Origin of the sequence: Streptomyces sp. CS113 (assembly GCF_002188365.1) — a bacterium.
In the GTDB taxonomy this organism is placed as follows: Bacteria; Actinomycetota; Actinomycetes; order Streptomycetales; family Streptomycetaceae; genus Streptomyces; species Streptomyces tendae.
In genome coordinates this window covers 3,014,391-3,029,243 of the sequence record NZ_KZ195574.1, presented here as the reverse complement: position 1 = coordinate 3,029,243, position 14,853 = coordinate 3,014,391, and the positions used below count along the sequence as shown (strand labels likewise).

Genomic DNA, 14,853 nt, shown 5'->3' with positions numbered 1-14,853 from the left:
CCGCCACGGCCCCGCACGGGTTTCGTACCGGGTCTGTACCGACTTCCTCCGGTGTCGGTGTTTGCCGTTAGCCTGTCGCGACGCACTCGCATTCGGATGGGGGACGGTCGTAACGCATGGCCAGGGAATTTCAACGCGGCCACAAGGCCAGGATCAGTGATCTGACCGCGGGCACGGATCTGTACGTAGGCGTGCAGATCTCCGGCCCCGGGCTGAGCTTCGACATCAGCTGCTTCGGTCTCGACGCCGACGAGCGGTTGTCGGACGACCGGTACTTCGTGTTCTTCAACCAACCGAAGACCCCAGAGGAGTCCATCCAGCTCCTGGGTGCGCAGGCGGGTGACACGGAGTCCTTCCGGGTCACCCTGGACCGGATCCCGCAGCAGATCCAGAAGCTGTCCTTCACCGCGACGATCGACGGCGCCGGACAGATGTCGCAGGTGGGGCCCGGGTACATCCGGATCGTCGCCGGTGGCGAGGAAGTGGCCCGGTACCCGTTCAGCGGCTCCGAGTTCTCCACCGAGCGCGCCGTGATGCTGGGCGACTTCTATCTCAAGGACGTGTGGCGGTTCGCCGCCGTCGGGCAGGGCTTCGACGGCGGGCTCGACGCCCTGCTGAGGAACTTCGGCGGCGAGGTGGCCGAGGACGAGACGCCCGCCCCGCAGCAGCCGGAGCAGCCGCAGGCCGGTGCCGCCCCGGGCTTCGCCCCGCCCGCGCAGGCCGCGGCGCCGCCGGCCTTCGGCGCGCCCGCCGCGTCCGCGCCCGCCCCGGCTCCCGTGCCCCAGCCCGCCCCGCAGGGCTTCGCCCCGCCGCCCGCCGCCCCGCCGCCACCGGCTCCCGCTCCGGCGCCCGGCCCGGACGTGCACGCCGCGCAGACCATCGTCGCGCCGATGAACACGCCGTCCGGCGGCGCCCCGGTGCCGCCCCCCGCCCCGGCGCCCGCGCCGTACGGCCAGCCGGGCCAGCCCGGGCAGCAGCCGCCGTACGGCCAGATCCCCGGCCAGACCGCGCCGCCGCCCCCCGGCTACGGCCAGCCGCAGGCCCCCCAGGCCCCGGCCCCGCCGCCGGGATACGGACAGCCGACTGCGCCCCCCGGCTACGGGCAGCCCGGCCCTCCCGTGGGACACGGGCAGCCGACACCACCCCCGGGCTACGGGCAGCAGCCTCCCCAGGGCATGCCCCAGGGTGCACCGCAGGGCGCCGGTGTGACCGCGGCGCTCCAGCAGTTCAAGGAGACGGCGACCGGACAGCGCTGGACCCAGCAGAACAAGAAGCTGGTCCGCGTCGACCTCGGTGCCGAGGGCCGGCCCGTGCTCGCCCGGCAGGGCAGCATGGTGCTCTACCAGGGCAAGGTCGACTTCAGCTACAAGGGCGCCGGATTCGCCGGCCGGGTCGTGGGCAACGCGACCGGCCAGGAGATGCAGCTGATGCGCTGCACCGGCAAGGGACAGGTGTTCCTCGCGGAGAACTCCGCGATGCTCCACCCCATCGAGCTCCAGGGCGACGCCGTGTGCGTCTCCGCGGAGAACGTCCTCGCCTTCGACGAGAGCCTCCAGTACGAGGTCCGCCGCATCGAGGGACACGGCATCCCGGGCGGCGCGCTGTTCACGATGCAGTTCCAGGGCACCGGCACGATCGTCGTCAAGACACGCGGCGTGCCCGTGGTGCTGCCGGTCACGCCCACGACGTTCGCCGACTGCAACGCCGTGGTCGCCTGGTCCGCCGCCGCGCAGGTGGTCGTCTCCAGCCAGGTGCGGATGCGCCGCAACTCCTACGCGGGCGACACGGGCGAAAGCGTCAACCTGCAGTTCCGGGCCGCGCCCGGCAGCTTCGTCATCGTCCAGCCGTACGAGATCTGAGGGAGAGCCCGACATGAACCAGCCGCTCGCGGGTTACGCTCCCGCACCCGTCGGCGCCCGCATGGAGAACCACGGCAATCACATGCTGAAGGTCGCCATGCAGACCGGAAACGACCTCCTCGCGCGCGTGGGCTCCATGGTCGCCTACGAGGGCTTCGTCCAGTACGAGCCGAACCCGCCGGCCGTCCGGCAGATCGCCAAGGACTGGATGACCGGCGAGGGCGCGCCTCTGATGAAGTGCTCCGGCGACGGGCTCCTCTATCTCGCCGACTACGGTGCCAACGTCGTCGTCATCAACCTCAACGGCGACGGGATCTCCGTCAACGCCACCAACCTGCTCGCCTTCGACGCCCACCTGACGTGGGGCGTGGAGCGGGTCAAGGGCCTGGCGAAGTTCGCCGGGCAGGGCCTGTGGAACACCAGGATCTCCGGACAGGGCTGGGTCGCGCTCACCTCACGGGGCAAGCCGATCGTGGTCGACTGCGGCGGCGGCGAGGACGAGACCTACGTCGACCCCGACGCGCTCGTCGCCTGGTCCCCGAACCTCAAGGTGAAGGGCAAGCGCAGCTTCAAGGCGCAGTCGCTGATCGGCCGCGGCAGCGGCGAGGCCTTCCAGATGGCCTTCTCCGGTCAGGGCATCGTCGTCGTCCAGCCCAGCGAGGACAGCACCGACCGCCTCCGGGTCCGGGGCTGAGGGGGAGCCAGAACATCATGCAGAGCCCGATTTTCGCCTACAACGACCAGCAGACCCAGGAAGCCTGGAGCCTGCAGAACAAGCACATGCTCCGCGTCGCCCTGACGGGCCACGACGACGTGCTCGCCCGCAAGGGCACGATGGTCGCCTACCAGGGGCTCGTCGAGTTCGACGCCGAGTACCAGAGCAACAGCCAGTCGCGCTCGCGTGCGCACACCGGTGAGGGCCTGGACCTGATGCGCTGCCACGGGCAGGGCACGGTCTACTTCTCCAACCTCGCCCAGTGCGTCCACGTGGTGGACGTCGACCAGGACGGCCTCACCGTCGACAGCAGCTACGTGCTCGCGATGGACTCGTCCCTGCACCACGAGGTCATCGCGGTGGACAGCCTCTACGGCATCTCCGGCTCGGGGAAGTACCAGCTCAACATCACCGGCCGGGGCAAGGTCGCCCTGATGACCTCGGGCTCCCCGCTCTTCCTCCAGGTGACGCCCGACAAGTACGTCAACTGCGACGCCGACGCGATCGTCGCCTGGTCCACCGGCCTGCGCGTGCAGATGCAGGCCCAGACGCACTCCTCCGGGGTGTGGCGGCGCCGCGGCAACACCGGCGAGGGCTGGGAGCTGAGCTTCATGGGCAGCGGCTTCGCGCTCGTCCAGCCCAGCGAGCTGCTGCCGCCGCAGAACGCCCAGGTCGGACAGGGTGTCGCCGCCCAGTACGGCATGGGGCAGCACGGGGCCCGCGGTCAGAACCAGGGCAACGTCTGGAGCTGAGCGCCTGCACGGCCGCAGTTCGGTAAGGGGTGATCGCCAGGGCGGTCACCCCTTACCGGTCACAGGCGGGCGCGGGTCGCGGCCAGCAGACGTACGACGGACTCGTCGGCCACGTCCGCGACCTCGGCGTACGGGAACCAGCGCAGGTCGAGGGACTCGTCGCTGATCGCCTCCACGGCCCCCTCGGGGGCCACGGCCGCGTACTGCACGTCCAGGTGCCAGGCACAGGGCGTGTGGTGGCGGTCCAGCCGCACGGGACCGCCCGGAAGCAGCGTCAGCCCGGCGATGCCCGACTCCTCGGTGGCCTCGCGCAGGGCCGCCCGCGCGAGCGTCTCGTCGGCCGGCTCGCAGTGACCGCCCATCTGAAGCCACATGCGCATCTTCTTGTGCAGGGTCAGCAGGACCCGCTCGCGCGACGGGTCGATCACCATGGCGCTCGCGGTGAGGTGCCCGTCGGCGCAGGCCTTCCACATGCCGTCCGGATGGGTGGCGAGATGGTCCAGGTAGACCTGACGCAGCTCGTCCTGGCCCCCCTCGTACCCCTTCAGGACCAGGACCGCGTCGTCGTGGAGACTCACTCGCCGTCGTCGCCCTTGGCCTCGTCCCGGCCGTCGTTTCCGCTCTCGCCCCGGTCCTTCTTCTTCAGGTCGGGCTTGCCCGCCGCCTCGCCGAGCATCTTGTCCAGCTCGGAGAAGTCGAGCTGCTCGCGGTGCACGAAGCCGTCCGGGTCGTCCAGGTCGGTCGCGGTCGGCAGCATGTCCGGGTGGGCCCACAGACCGTCCCGGCCGTCGACACCGTGCGCGTCCGTCAGGGACGCCCACAGGCGGGAGGCGTCGCGCAGCCGGCGCGGGCGGAGCTCCAGGCCGATCAGCGTCGCGAAGGTCTGCTCCGCGGGACCGCCCGAGGCGCGCCGGCGGCGCAGCGTCTCGCGCAGCGCGTCGGCGGAGGACAGGCGCGGCTTGGCGGCGGTGTGCACCACCGCGTCCACCCAGCCCTCGACGAGTGCCAGGGCCGTCTCCAGGCGGGCCAGGGCCGCCTTCTGCTCCGGGGTGTCCTCCGGCTGGAACATGCCCTGCTGGAGAGCCTCCTGCAACTGCTCCGGGTTCTGCGGGTCGAACTGGCCGACCACGTCCTCCAGCTTGGCCGTGTCGACCTTGATGCCGCGGGCGTAGCCCTCGACGGCGCCGAACAGGTGCGAGCGCAGCCACGGCACGTGCGCGAAGAGGCGCTGGTGGGCGGCCTCGCGCAGGGCCAGGTACAGGCGCACCTCCTCCTGCGGCACGCCGAGGTCCTTGCCGAACGACTCGATGTTCACCGGCAGCAGCGCGGCCTTGCCGGCCGGGCCGAGCGGCAGGCCCACGTCGGTCGAGCCGACGACCTCGCCGGCCAGCACGCCGACGGCCTGGCCGATCTGCGTGCCGAACATGGCACCGCCCATGGACCGCATCATGCCGATCAGCGGGCCGGCCATGGCCTGCATCTCCTCCGGCAGGACGTCGCCCATGGCGTTGCCGACGCGCTCGGCGACCGGGTCGACCAGCTCGCGCCAGGCCGGCAGGGTCGCCTCGACCCACTCCGCGCGGCTCCAGGCCACGGAGGTGCCCGCGCCCGACGGCAGGGCCGTGGCGTCGTCCAGCCACAGGTCGGCCAGGCGCACGGCCTCCTGGACCGCATTGCGCTCGGCGGGGCCGACGCTGGCGTCCTTGCGGCCGTCAGGCGTGCCCTGGGAGACCGTCTGGCGGGCGATCTGCTTGGCCATGTCCCAGTTCACCGGGCCGCCCTCGTAGGAGAGCATCTGGCCCAGCTGCTGGAACGCGGCGCCCAGGTCGTTGGGGTTCATGGAACCGAACATGGCAGCGAACGGGTTGTCCGCGCCGGGGCCGCCCAGGCCTCCGGCTCCGGACATCCCGAAACCGAACGGGTTGGCCGGTCCCTGACCACCGCCGCTCTGCTGGTCCTTCTTCTTGCCTTCGTCGCCGTCGTCCGGCTCCTCCGGCGGAAGGCCGAATCCGAATGGGGTGTCACTCACGGGGTTCCTCGGCTGGTAGGGCCGCCGGTTCTTTCCGGCGGCACGGCTGCCCGACTTCACCACCCAGCGTAGACACCCGAAGCCGTTCGGGCCTCGGTGCTTCGCCGACTGACGGCCTGCGGCAGGATGGATGCCACCTGGTACGCACGCGTCGCTCGCGCTCGTACTGAAGACAACCTCTGGAGACGCCCGGTGAGTTCCCCAGATCCGCAGGTTCGCGCAGCGCGAAACCAGTCAACCAGTTCCGCCCGCTCCGGCGCGCGCGGACCCGTCGTCGCGGTCACCGGTGCCGCGTCCGGGGTCGGGGCCCTGCTCACCGCACGGCTCGCCGCATCCGACGAGGTCAGACAGGTCGTGGCCATCGACGAACGGCGCGGGGGGTGCGAGGCGGCCGAGTGGCAGATCCTGGACGTACGGGACCCGGCCATCGCCGAGAAACTGCGTGGTGCGGACGTCGTGGTGCACCTGGCGCTCGATCTCGACCTGGAGACCGACGCGGCCGCCCGTACGGCTTACAACGTCCGGGGGACCCAGACCGTGCTGACCGCCGCCGCGGCGGCCGGCGTGCACCGGGTCGTGCTGTGCACCTCCGCGATGGTCTACGGCGCCCTCCCGGACAACGAGCTGCCGCTGTCCGAGGACGCCGAGCTGCGCGCCACGGCCGAGGCCACCGGCGTCGGCGACCTGCTGGAGATCGAGCGGCTCGCGCGGCGCGCCCCCCGGGCGCATCCCGGGCTGAACGTGACCGTGGTGCGGCCCGCCGTGCTGGTCGGAGGCATGGACACCGCGCTGACCAGGTACTTCGAGTCGCCCCGGCTGCTGGTCGTGGCCGGATCGCGGCCCGCGTGGCAGTTCTGCCACGTCGACGACCTGTGCAGTGCCCTGGAGTACGCCGTCCTGGAGAAGGCCGACGGCGAGCTGGCCGTCGGGTGCGACGGCTGGCTGGAGCAGGAGGAGGTCGAGGAGCTCAGCGGCATCCGGCGCATGGAGCTGCCCTCCGCGGTCGCGCTCGGCGCGGCGGCCCGGCTGCACCGGATCGGACTGACGCCGTCCCCGGCGGGGGACCTGGCGTACACGATGTACCCCTGGGTCGTCAGCGGCAGCCGCCTGCACGACGCCGGATGGCGTCCCCGGCACACGAACGAGGAGGTCCTGGCGGAGCTGCTCGAGGAGGTCTCGGGGCGGCACACGGTCGCCGGGCGGCGCCTGGGGCGCAAGGACGCGACGGCGGCGGGGGCCGCGGGTGCGACGGTGGCGCTGCTCGGCGCGGCCGCGGTGGTGCGCCGCGCGCGCAAGGCACGGCGCCGCATCTGAGCCGGACACCGGCCGGCGGCCTCAGGACTCCTGTAGGAGGCTCCGACGCCGTACGCGCGCGTGCCGGGCGATCACGCTATTCCGCACCGTCCGCGGCGTGGGGCACGATGGGCGTATGGCAACCACGAAGGACCACCCCGGCGAGCTGGCCGCAGCGGACCCCGTCAAGCTGATCGGCATCCGCGAGACGCCCCTGTCCGTGGACGAGGTCTTCCGCGCGGTCGGCGACGACGCCTCGGGCGGCACCGCACTGTTCGTGGGGACCGTGCGCAACCACGACGGCGGCACCGACGTCGACCGGCTCGGGTACTCGTGCCACCCGAGCGCCGAGGCCGAGATGCGGCGCGTCGCCGAGAAGGTCGCCGCGGAGTACCCCGTGCGGGCGCTCGCGGCACTGCACCGTGTGGGTGACCTGGAGGTCGGGGACCTCGCGGTGGTCGTCGCCGTGTCCTGCCCGCACCGGGGCGAGGCCTTCGACGCCTGCCGGAAACTGATCGACGACCTCAAGCACGAGGTGCCCATCTGGAAGCACCAGACGTTCTCCGACGGAACCGAGGAATGGGTGGGCGCGTAGCGCTTTCGCCCGGGCCGCCTCCGGTTGCGTAACCCGCCCCCCGGCGTGAGCGTTGTCACTGCGAATGGTTAATCTGCTGATCAGTCAGTCGCGGACGCTCATGGGGTTGGGAGGTCGGTATGGGAGCGCTTGCCTGGTTGCTGATTCCACTGGTGGCCGCTGTCGGTGCGGGCCTGTGGGGAAGCTGGGCCAACCGGACCCGCAGGGCCCGGAGCGACGGCCCCGAGCTGGACGGGTACGCCCGGTTCCGGGAGGCCATGGAGAAGCCCCGCACGGGTGCCTGACGGTCCCGTGACGACCGTCCGACGACCGCAGCCCTGACGGTGTTCCGACAGCCACGTCCCGTACTGTCGTGCCATGCCACGCCGCACCGCGACGATGCTCGCCTCCACCCTGATGCTGATCGCGCTCCTGTGCGCGGGTGTGTTCATCCCCGTGCCGTACTCGGAGATGTCACCCGGGCCGACGGTGAACACCCTCGGGGACCACGACGGCGAGCCGGTGCTCCAGATCTCCGGTCACAAGACCTACGAGGCGAGCGGCCATCTGAACATGACCACCGTCCGGGTCACCAGCGCCGAGTACAAGATGAACCTCGTGGAGGCCGTCTACGGCTGGCTGGCGCACGACAACAGCGTGGTGCCGCACGAGACCCTCTACCCGGACGGCAAGACCGAGGAAGAGGCCACCCAGGAGAACGCGGAGGAGTTCAGCCAGTCCCAGGAGACCGCGAAGGTGGCCGCGCTGAAGGCGCTCGACATCCCGGTGAAGTCCTGGGTGGTCGTCTCCGCCGTCGTCAAGGACTCCCCGTCGCAGGGCAGGCTGCACGCCGGTGACGTGATCAAGGCCGTGGACGGTACGGCCGTCAAGAAGCCCACGGACGTCGCCGAGCTGGTCACCAAGCACGAGCCGGGCGAGGACGCCGTCTTCACGATCGTGCCCGCCAAGGAGCAGGCCGCCGCGGAGAAGGAGGGCCGGACGCCGACGAAGACGCAGCGGGTCACGATCACCACCGAGACCTCCGACGACGCCGGCGAGAAGCGCGCCGTCGTCGGGATCTCCGCCGGAACCGATCACACGTTCCCGTTCGACATCGACATCAAGCTCGCCGACGTCGGCGGCCCGAGCGCCGGCCTGATGTTCGCCCTCGGCATCTACGACAAGCTGACCCCCGGCGACCTCACCGGCGGCAAGTTCGTCGCCGGCACCGGGACGATCGACGACAACGGCAAGGTCGGCCCGATCGGCGGCATCGGCATGAAGACCATCGGCGCGCACGACAAGGGCGCCCAGTACTTCCTCACGCCCGCGGACAACTGCGCGGCGGCCGCCGAGGACACCCCCGACGGACTCACCCTGGTGAAGGTCGACACCATCGACGACGCCCTCGGCGCGCTGAAGGACATCCGTTCCGGCAAGACCGCCGACCTGCCGAAGTGCACGCGGGGGTAGCCCTCCCGCACTGCCGTCCCGGCGGAATCGGCGTCCGGCGGGCTACTCCTCGAAGGTCGCCGTCAGCGCCTCGGCAAGACCCGGCACCAGCTCGGAGCCGGTGAGGACCTCCGTGGCCGCGTCCTTCTCCCGCAGCCGCAGGGCCGAGTCGCGGCTGCCGTCGCGCAGGACCGCGACCGTCATGCGGACCTCCTGACGGTCCGGGTGCTCCGCCACCCACTGCGCGAGCTTCTTCTCGTTGAGGCCCGAAGGCACCTGGGCCTCGGCCGAGGGCGGCAGCATCAGCCGCTCCACGGTGAGCGCGCAGCCCACCACGGCGTCGGGCCAGGCGATGGTGCCCAGGAACTCGTCGAGCGCCTGGCCCGTTGGAATCTCGTCCTGCTCGATCGGTGTGAGGCCGGAGGTCTCCGACTCCTCCCGCAGACCGAGCCGGTCCGCGAGCGAGGGCTGGTCGGCCCGCAGGCGTGCGGTGTCGACAAGGGCGAAGAGGCGTGCGGGCTGGTCCCAGCCGAGGCCGGAGACGTACTCGTCGATCTCGAGTACGGCCCGGGTGAGGGGGCTCGCTGCCATGGGGGTGTTGGACATGGTCACAATCCTGCCTCGTTCATGGCCGGAATCGGGAACCGAGTAAACGATGAGTAAGTTGCATAAGTGTGGGCCCACGATCACGGGGGCGCACGGGGGGCCCGCGAACCCGAGGGCCTGACGGATCAACAGCGAACTTCGAGGTGCGCACCTTGGCTTTCCAGATGCCGGACCGCGGCGGAGGCCCCCCGTCGGGGCCGCGGATCAGAGTGGGCCGCCCGTCCCGGCGTGTCCGAACCCTGCTGCTGACACTTGGTGTCCTCGCCGTGCTCGCCATGGCGTTCACCATGTTCGCGGGATTCTGGACGGACTGGCTCTGGTACCGGTCGGTCCACTACTCGTCGGTGTTCACGACGACCCTGTGGACCAAGATCGGGCTTTTCTTCGTCTTCGGCCTGCTGATGGCGCTCGCCGTCGGGTTCAACATCTGGTTGGCCCACCGCCTGCGCCCGCCGCTGAGCGCCATGTCGATGGAGCAGCAGAACCTCGACCGGTACCGGATGGGCATCGCCCCGTACAAGAAGTGGCTGCTGCTCGGCATCACCGCCCTGGTCGGCCTGATCGCCGGCGCCTCGGCGTCCGGGCAATGGCGGACCTGGCTGATGTGGGTCAACGGCGTGCCCTTCGGGCAGAAGGACCCCCAGTTCAAGCTGGACGTCGCCTTCTACGCCTTCGACCTGCCCTGGTACCGGTTCCTGCTGGGCTTCGGCTTCGCAGCCGTGATCATCTCCGTGATCGCCGCCGCGCTGACCCACTACCTGTACGGCGGGCTCCGCGTCACCAGCCCCGGCGCGCGCGCCACGGCCGCCGCCACCGGGCACCTGTCGGTGCTCATCGGCGTCTTCGTCGCCCTCAAGGCCGTCGCCTACTGGCTCGACCGGTACGGCCTCGCGGTGAAGTCCAGCGACTTCAAGGCGACCGACAACTGGACGGGCCTCAGGTACGTCGACGCCAACGCCTACCTGCCGGCCAAGACGATCCTGTTCTGCATCGCGGTCATCTGCGCCCTGCTGTTCTTCGCCACCCTGTGGCGGCGCACCTGGCAGCTGCCGGTGATCGGCTTCGGCCTGATGGTGCTCTCCGCGATCCTCATCGGCGGCCTGTACCCGGCGCTGGTCCAGAAGTTCCAGGTCCAGCCGAACGAGCAGGCCAAGGAAGCGCCGTACGTCGAGAAGAACCTCGCGGCCACGCGCGACGCGTACGGCATCGAGGGCACCCAGGTCACGGAGTACCCGGGCAAGAGCGAGACCAAGGACAAGACCAAGCTCCGTGACGACGCGGACGCCGCGGCCTCCGTCCGGATCATGGACCCGAACATCATCTCGCCGACGTTCCAGCAGCTCCAGCAGATGCGTAACTACTACGCGTTCCCGACCAACCTGGACGTCGACCGCTACGCGAAGGACGGCAAGGACCAGGACACGGTCATCGGCCTGCGCGAGCTGAACCTGGCGGGCATCCCGAAGAAGAACTGGATCAACAACCACTTCCGCTACACCCACGGCTACGGCGTGGTCGCGGCGAAGGGCACCCAGGTCGACTCCGAGGGGCGCCCGGTCTTCACCGAGTCCAACCTGCCGTCCGAGGGCGACCTCGGCACGTACGAGCAGCGGGTCTACTACGGCGAGAAGACCACCACCTACTCGATCGTCGGCGGTCCCCAGAAGGAGATCGACTACTCCGACGACACCGGGGAGAAGACGTTCAGCTACAAGGGCGACGGCGGCGTCGACCTGTCCAACCCGATCAACCGGGCGGCGTACGCGGCGGCGTTCAGCGAGCCGCAGATCCTCTACTCCGGTGCCATCGGCGAGGGTTCGCGGATCCTCTACAACCGCACGCCCAAGGAGCGCGTCGAGGCGGTGGCGCCCTGGCTGACCATCGACGGCGACGCCTATCCGGCGGTGGTGGACGGCCGTATCCAGTGGATCGTCGACGCGTACACCACGACGAACGGCTATCCGTACGCCTCCCGTACGACGCTCGGCGACACCACCGCGGACTCGCTGACCGCGAACAACAACTCGCGCGCGGTGGTGGCCCAGCAGAACCAGGTCAACTACATCCGCAACTCCGTGAAGGCGACCGTCGACGCGTACAGCGGTGACGTGAAGCTCTACCAGTGGGACACCCAGGATCCGATACTGAAGACCTGGATGAAGGCGTTCCCGGACACGGTCAAGGACAAGAGCGAGATCTCCAAGGAGCTGATGGCGCACCTGCGCTATCCGCAGGACCTGTTCAAGGTCCAGCGCGAGCTGCTCACGCGCTACCACGTGAAGGACGCCAACACCTTCCTCAGCGGCAGCGAGGTGTGGCAGGTGCCGGACGACCCGACCAACAAGTCGGGCGACGCGGTGCCGCCGTACTACCTCAGTATGAAGATGCCGGACCAGAAGGCGCAGGCGTTCTCGCTGACGACGACGTTCACACCCAACGGGCGTGACAACCTCAGCGCGTTCATGGCGGTAGACGCCGAGGCGGGCACCAGTGACTACGGCAAGATCAGAATCCTGAAACTGCCGACGAGCACGACCGTCGACGGACCCAAACAGGTGCAGAGCCAGTTCAACTCCGAACAGGACATCGCCGAGTCCATCAGGCTGCTGAGAGGCGGCGACTCGGAGGTGGAGTACGGCAACCTGCTCACAGTGCCGCTGGACGGCGGGCTGTTGTACGTCGAACCCGTCTACGTGCGCGGTGGCGACCTCAAGTACCCGCTGCTGCGCAAGGTCCTGGTGAGTTACGGGGGCAACACCGCCTTCGAGAACACGCTCGACGCGGCCCTGAACAAGGTCTTCGGAGCCCAGGCCGCCGAGAGCGAACAGCCGCCACCGGACGAGGGCGACGACACCACCGAACCGCCGCCGACGTCCACCAACCCCACGGTCCGGGAAGCGCTGAGCGATGCGCAGAAGGCCTTCGACGCCGGGCAGAAGGCCCTGGAGCAGAAGGACCTCGCCGCGTACGCCGAGGCGCAGAAGGACCTCGAGGAGGCGCTCCAGCGGGCCGAGGACGCACAGGCCAAGGTCGACCAGGGCGCCGGCAAGAACGGCGACGACAAGAACACCGGTGACAAGAACAGCGGGGACAAGGCCGCAGGCGACAAGGCCAGTCCGGGCGCGACACCGACCGGTGATGCCGGGGGAGGATCGGACACCGGCTGACCGAGGGGCCGCGCCGGGCGTCCGCGACGGGCGTTCGAGCTGGTCAAAGCCCATCCCGCGCCGTGCTAGGGTTGTGAACACAACGGCGCGGGGTGGAGCAGCTCGGTAGCTCGCTGGGCTCATAACCCAGAGGTCGCAGGTTCAAATCCTGTCCCCGCTACTGAAGTCGTGAGCTACGTGCGAGCGACCACGAAGGCCCGGATTCCACAAGGAATCCGGGCCTTCGTGATGTGCGAACGCATGTACCGGCGGACACGACGGCCGCGCCGCCAAGGGGAGTTGGGCCGATCTGTGTTTGACTTGTCTCCCTGTGGGCATGTCGACAAAACGCTGAAGTGACCTCACTCACTGCGGTATACCGGATGTACCGAGGTTGCGGGTGGTGCGACGATGAACGTTATGGGGGACATGGCAAATCTGTTCGGGACGGGGCGTTTTGCGCAGCCGTCCGGTCAGCCGTCGGATCAGGAGGAAGCCGCGGACGAGGCTCAGGAGGCCGCCGACGAGGCCGCCGAGGAAGTGCGTCTGCGGCTCGCCGTCGACGGTGGTGACGTCGAGGCGATGAGCGTGCTCGGCGCGATGCTGCTGCGCCGCGGCGACTTCGACGGAGCCGAGTCCCACCTGCGGGCCGCCACCGCGGCCGGCGACCGGGCCGCCGCCAACAACCTGGGCGTCCTGCTGCACCAGCGCGGGTACGCCGACGAGGCCGCCGGATGGTGGCGCATCGCCGCCGTCGCCGGTTCCGCCGCCGCCGCGCACGCGCTGGGCCGCCACTTCCGCGAACGCGGGGACGAGCCCGCCGCCGCGTACTGGCTGTGCCAGTCCGCGGAACAGGGTCACGTACTGGGCGCCTACGCGCTCGCCGACCTGCTGGAGCACCGCGGCGACGACCCCGGGGCCGAGCGGTGGATGCGGGCCGCGGCCGAGCGCGGGCACCGGGAGGCGGCGTACCGGCTGGCCCGGACGCTGGACCGGCGGGCCGGGCAGGACGGCGGCGACGACAAGGCCGCCGCTCTCGCGGCCGACGAGGCCGAGCAGTGGTACCGCCAGGCCGCCGCGCGGGGCCACCGGCGGGGCGCGCTGCACCTCGGGACGATCCTCGAGAGGCGCGGCGAGCTCAAGGAGGCCGGCCGCTGGTACCTCACGTCCGCCAAGGACGGCGAGGCCCGTGCCGCCTGCGCGCTCGGCTTCCTGCTGCGCGACGCCGGGGACACCGAGAGCGCCGCCGTGTGGTGGCTGCGCGCCGCCCAGGACGGCGACGGCAACGCCGCCAACGCCCTGGGCGCGCTGCACGCCGAGCGCGGCGAGCCGCAGACCGCGGAGCGCTGGTACCGGGCCGCGATGGACGCCGGTGACGACAACGGGGCGTACAACCTGGGGCTGCTCTGCGCCGAGCAGGGCCGCACCGCGCAGGCCGAGCAGTGGTACCGGCGGGCGGCGTACGCCGGGCACCGGGAGGCCTCCAACGCGCTGGCCATCCTGCTGCTGCGGGCCGGTGACGAGAGCGGTGCCGAGCCGTGGTTCTCCAAGGCCGCCGAGGCGGGCAGTGTCGACGCCGCCTTCAACCTGGGGATCCTGCACGCCGGGCGGAGCGAGGAGCGGGCGGCGCTGCGCTGGTACGAGCGGGCCGCCGCGGCCGGGCACACCGAGGCCGCGCTCCAGGTCGGGATGGCGCGGCTGCGCGCCGGGGACGAGCGCGAGGCGGAGCGCTTCCTGCGCTGTGCGGCGGGAGGCGGCAGCGCGGAGGCCGCGTACCGGCTGGCGACGGTGCTGGACGCGCGCCGGCCGCCCGCGCCCGCGCACGAGCTGGGCGAGCCGACGCAGGAGAAGTCCGAGTGCGAGGAGTGGTACGAGCGGGCGGCCTCCCAGGGGCACCGGCGGGCCCAGGTGCGGGTCGGGATGCTCGCCGCGGCGCGCGGCGACGTGGTGGAGGCGGCGCGGTGGTACCGCGAGGCGGCCGAGGCCGGGTCGCGCAACGGCGCGTTCAACCTGGGGCTGCTGCTGGCGCGCGAGGGCAGCGAGCCGGAAGCCGTCGTGTGGTGGCGCCGGGCCGCCGACGCCGGGCACGGGCGGGCGGCGCTGCGGCTGGCGCTGGTGTTCGCCCGGCGGGGAGAGCTGGCGGAGGGGCAGCGGTGGGCGGACCTGGCGGTGTCGCTGGGGCCGGCGGAGGTGGGGGAGCGGGCGGCGCGGTTGCGGGACGCGTTGCGGCAGGAGCTGTCGGCGTGACGCTGCGCTGATCTCGGGCGCGTGGTGAGGTGCCCGGAGTTCGGCTGGGCGGGAGTGGTGACGCGGGCCGGCGCCCACCGGGTGCCTCTCCCGGTGCCTGAATGGCCTGGGAGGTACCCCCCCCACGCCCACCCGTGCCGCCCCGGCGGCAGAGCTGCCCGCAGCGGGGGCGAGCGGCGA

12 protein-coding genes and 1 tRNA gene are annotated in these 14,853 nt (G+C 71.1%); 10 read left to right on the top strand and 3 right to left on the bottom strand.

Features of this window, described 5'->3' with window-relative positions; all coding sequences use genetic code 11:
* The first annotated feature begins 116 nt into the window (after window positions 1-116).
* Genes B9W62_RS13020 through B9W62_RS13010 form a run of 3 tightly spaced genes read left to right on the top strand, consistent with a single transcriptional unit; the run spans window position 117 to window position 3,326 of the window.
* The gene (locus B9W62_RS13020) at window positions 117-1,859 is read left to right on the top strand and encodes a TerD family protein (RefSeq protein WP_087807338.1); all 1,743 of its coding nucleotides are present in this window, start codon (window positions 117-119) and stop codon (window positions 1,857-1,859) included.
* Between the two features lie 13 nt (window positions 1,860-1,872).
* Window positions 1,873-2,553, top strand: coding sequence for an AIM24 family protein (locus tag B9W62_RS13015; protein WP_087807337.1), 681 nt, complete (start codon window positions 1,873-1,875; stop codon window positions 2,551-2,553).
* A gap of 17 nt (window positions 2,554-2,570) precedes the next feature.
* Window positions 2,571-3,326 carry an AIM24 family protein gene (locus B9W62_RS13010; RefSeq protein ID WP_087807336.1) on the top strand — a complete coding sequence of 252 codons (756 nt, stop codon included), beginning with the start codon at window positions 2,571-2,573 and terminating at the stop codon, window positions 3,324-3,326.
* 59 nt (window positions 3,327-3,385) lie between these two features.
* Here B9W62_RS13010 and B9W62_RS13005 read toward each other — a convergent pair whose 3' ends face one another.
* Both B9W62_RS13005 and B9W62_RS13000 read right to left on the bottom strand, forming a co-directional pair.
* Window positions 3,386-3,904: an NUDIX hydrolase gene (locus tag B9W62_RS13005; RefSeq protein ID WP_087807335.1), complete on the bottom strand. Its 519-nt coding sequence runs from the start codon at window positions 3,902-3,904 to the stop codon at window positions 3,386-3,388.
* Complete coding sequence (locus tag B9W62_RS13000; RefSeq protein ID WP_087807334.1) at window positions 3,901-5,355, bottom strand: zinc-dependent metalloprotease; 1,455 nt, start codon at window positions 5,353-5,355, stop codon at window positions 3,901-3,903. Before B9W62_RS13000 ends, B9W62_RS13005 begins: the two co-directional genes overlap by 4 nt.
* A gap of 192 nt (window positions 5,356-5,547) precedes the next feature.
* On the opposite strand from B9W62_RS13000, the gene B9W62_RS12995 reads away from it, so the two are divergent.
* From B9W62_RS12995 to B9W62_RS12985, 4 genes are all read left to right on the top strand, one after another.
* On the top strand, window positions 5,548-6,669 hold the full coding sequence (locus B9W62_RS12995; protein ID WP_087807333.1) for an SDR family oxidoreductase: 1,122 nt from the start codon (window positions 5,548-5,550) through the stop codon (window positions 6,667-6,669).
* Window positions 6,670-6,784: 115 nt separating this feature from the next.
* On the top strand, window positions 6,785-7,243 hold the full coding sequence (locus B9W62_RS12990) for a molybdenum cofactor biosynthesis protein MoaE (RefSeq protein ID WP_087807332.1): 459 nt from the start codon (window positions 6,785-6,787) through the stop codon (window positions 7,241-7,243).
* 119 nt (window positions 7,244-7,362) lie between these two features.
* On the top strand, window positions 7,363-7,527 hold the full coding sequence (locus tag B9W62_RS40155; RefSeq protein ID WP_003973774.1) for a hypothetical protein: 165 nt from the start codon (window positions 7,363-7,365) through the stop codon (window positions 7,525-7,527).
* Window positions 7,528-7,600: 73 nt separating this feature from the next.
* Window positions 7,601-8,695 (top strand): YlbL family protein, encoded by a 1,095-nt coding sequence (locus tag B9W62_RS12985; protein ID WP_087807331.1) that lies wholly within the window; start codon window positions 7,601-7,603, stop codon window positions 8,693-8,695.
* Between the two features lie 42 nt (window positions 8,696-8,737).
* On the opposite strand, the gene B9W62_RS12980 is transcribed toward B9W62_RS12985, so the two are convergent.
* Window positions 8,738-9,280 carry a PPA1309 family protein gene (locus tag B9W62_RS12980; RefSeq protein ID WP_179235468.1) on the bottom strand — a complete coding sequence of 181 codons (543 nt, stop codon included), beginning with the start codon at window positions 9,278-9,280 and terminating at the stop codon, window positions 8,738-8,740.
* A 164-nt stretch (window positions 9,281-9,444) separates the two neighbouring features.
* On the opposite strand from B9W62_RS12980, the gene B9W62_RS12975 reads away from it, so the two are divergent.
* From B9W62_RS12975 to B9W62_RS12965, 3 genes are all read left to right on the top strand, one after another.
* Entirely contained in the window at window positions 9,445-12,447 is a 3,003-nt protein-coding gene (locus B9W62_RS12975) for a UPF0182 family membrane protein (protein WP_087807329.1), read from the top strand.
* 86 nt (window positions 12,448-12,533) lie between these two features.
* Window positions 12,534-12,607 (top strand) — tRNA-Met (locus B9W62_RS12970).
* A gap of 230 nt (window positions 12,608-12,837) precedes the next feature.
* Window positions 12,838-14,673: a tetratricopeptide repeat protein gene (locus tag B9W62_RS12965; protein ID WP_373433682.1), complete on the top strand. Its 1,836-nt coding sequence runs from the start codon at window positions 12,838-12,840 to the stop codon at window positions 14,671-14,673.
* Window positions 14,674-14,853: the final 180 nt, after the last annotated feature.

What these genes read in the sequence shown, in the direction of transcription:
- B9W62_RS13015 (WP_087807337.1), top strand. Translation starts at nt 1,873, where the DNA reads ATGAACCAGCCGCTCGCGGGTTACGCTCCCGCACCCGTCGGCGCCCGC.
- B9W62_RS12985 (WP_087807331.1), top strand. Translation starts at nt 7,601, where the DNA reads ATGCCACGCCGCACCGCGACGATGCTCGCCTCCACCCTGATGCTGATC.
- B9W62_RS12980 (WP_179235468.1), bottom strand. Translation starts at nt 9,280, where the DNA reads ATGTCCAACACCCCCATGGCAGCGAGCCCCCTCACCCGGGCCGTACTC.
- B9W62_RS12965 (WP_373433682.1), top strand. Translation starts at nt 12,838, where the DNA reads ATGAACGTTATGGGGGACATGGCAAATCTGTTCGGGACGGGGCGTTTT.
- B9W62_RS12975 (WP_087807329.1), top strand. Translation starts at nt 9,445, where the DNA reads ATGCCGGACCGCGGCGGAGGCCCCCCGTCGGGGCCGCGGATCAGAGTG.
- B9W62_RS40155 (WP_003973774.1), top strand. Translation starts at nt 7,363, where the DNA reads ATGGGAGCGCTTGCCTGGTTGCTGATTCCACTGGTGGCCGCTGTCGGT.
- B9W62_RS13010 (WP_087807336.1), top strand. Translation starts at nt 2,571, where the DNA reads ATGCAGAGCCCGATTTTCGCCTACAACGACCAGCAGACCCAGGAAGCC.
- B9W62_RS13020 (WP_087807338.1), top strand. Translation starts at nt 117, where the DNA reads ATGGCCAGGGAATTTCAACGCGGCCACAAGGCCAGGATCAGTGATCTG.
- B9W62_RS12990 (WP_087807332.1), top strand. Translation starts at nt 6,785, where the DNA reads ATGGCAACCACGAAGGACCACCCCGGCGAGCTGGCCGCAGCGGACCCC.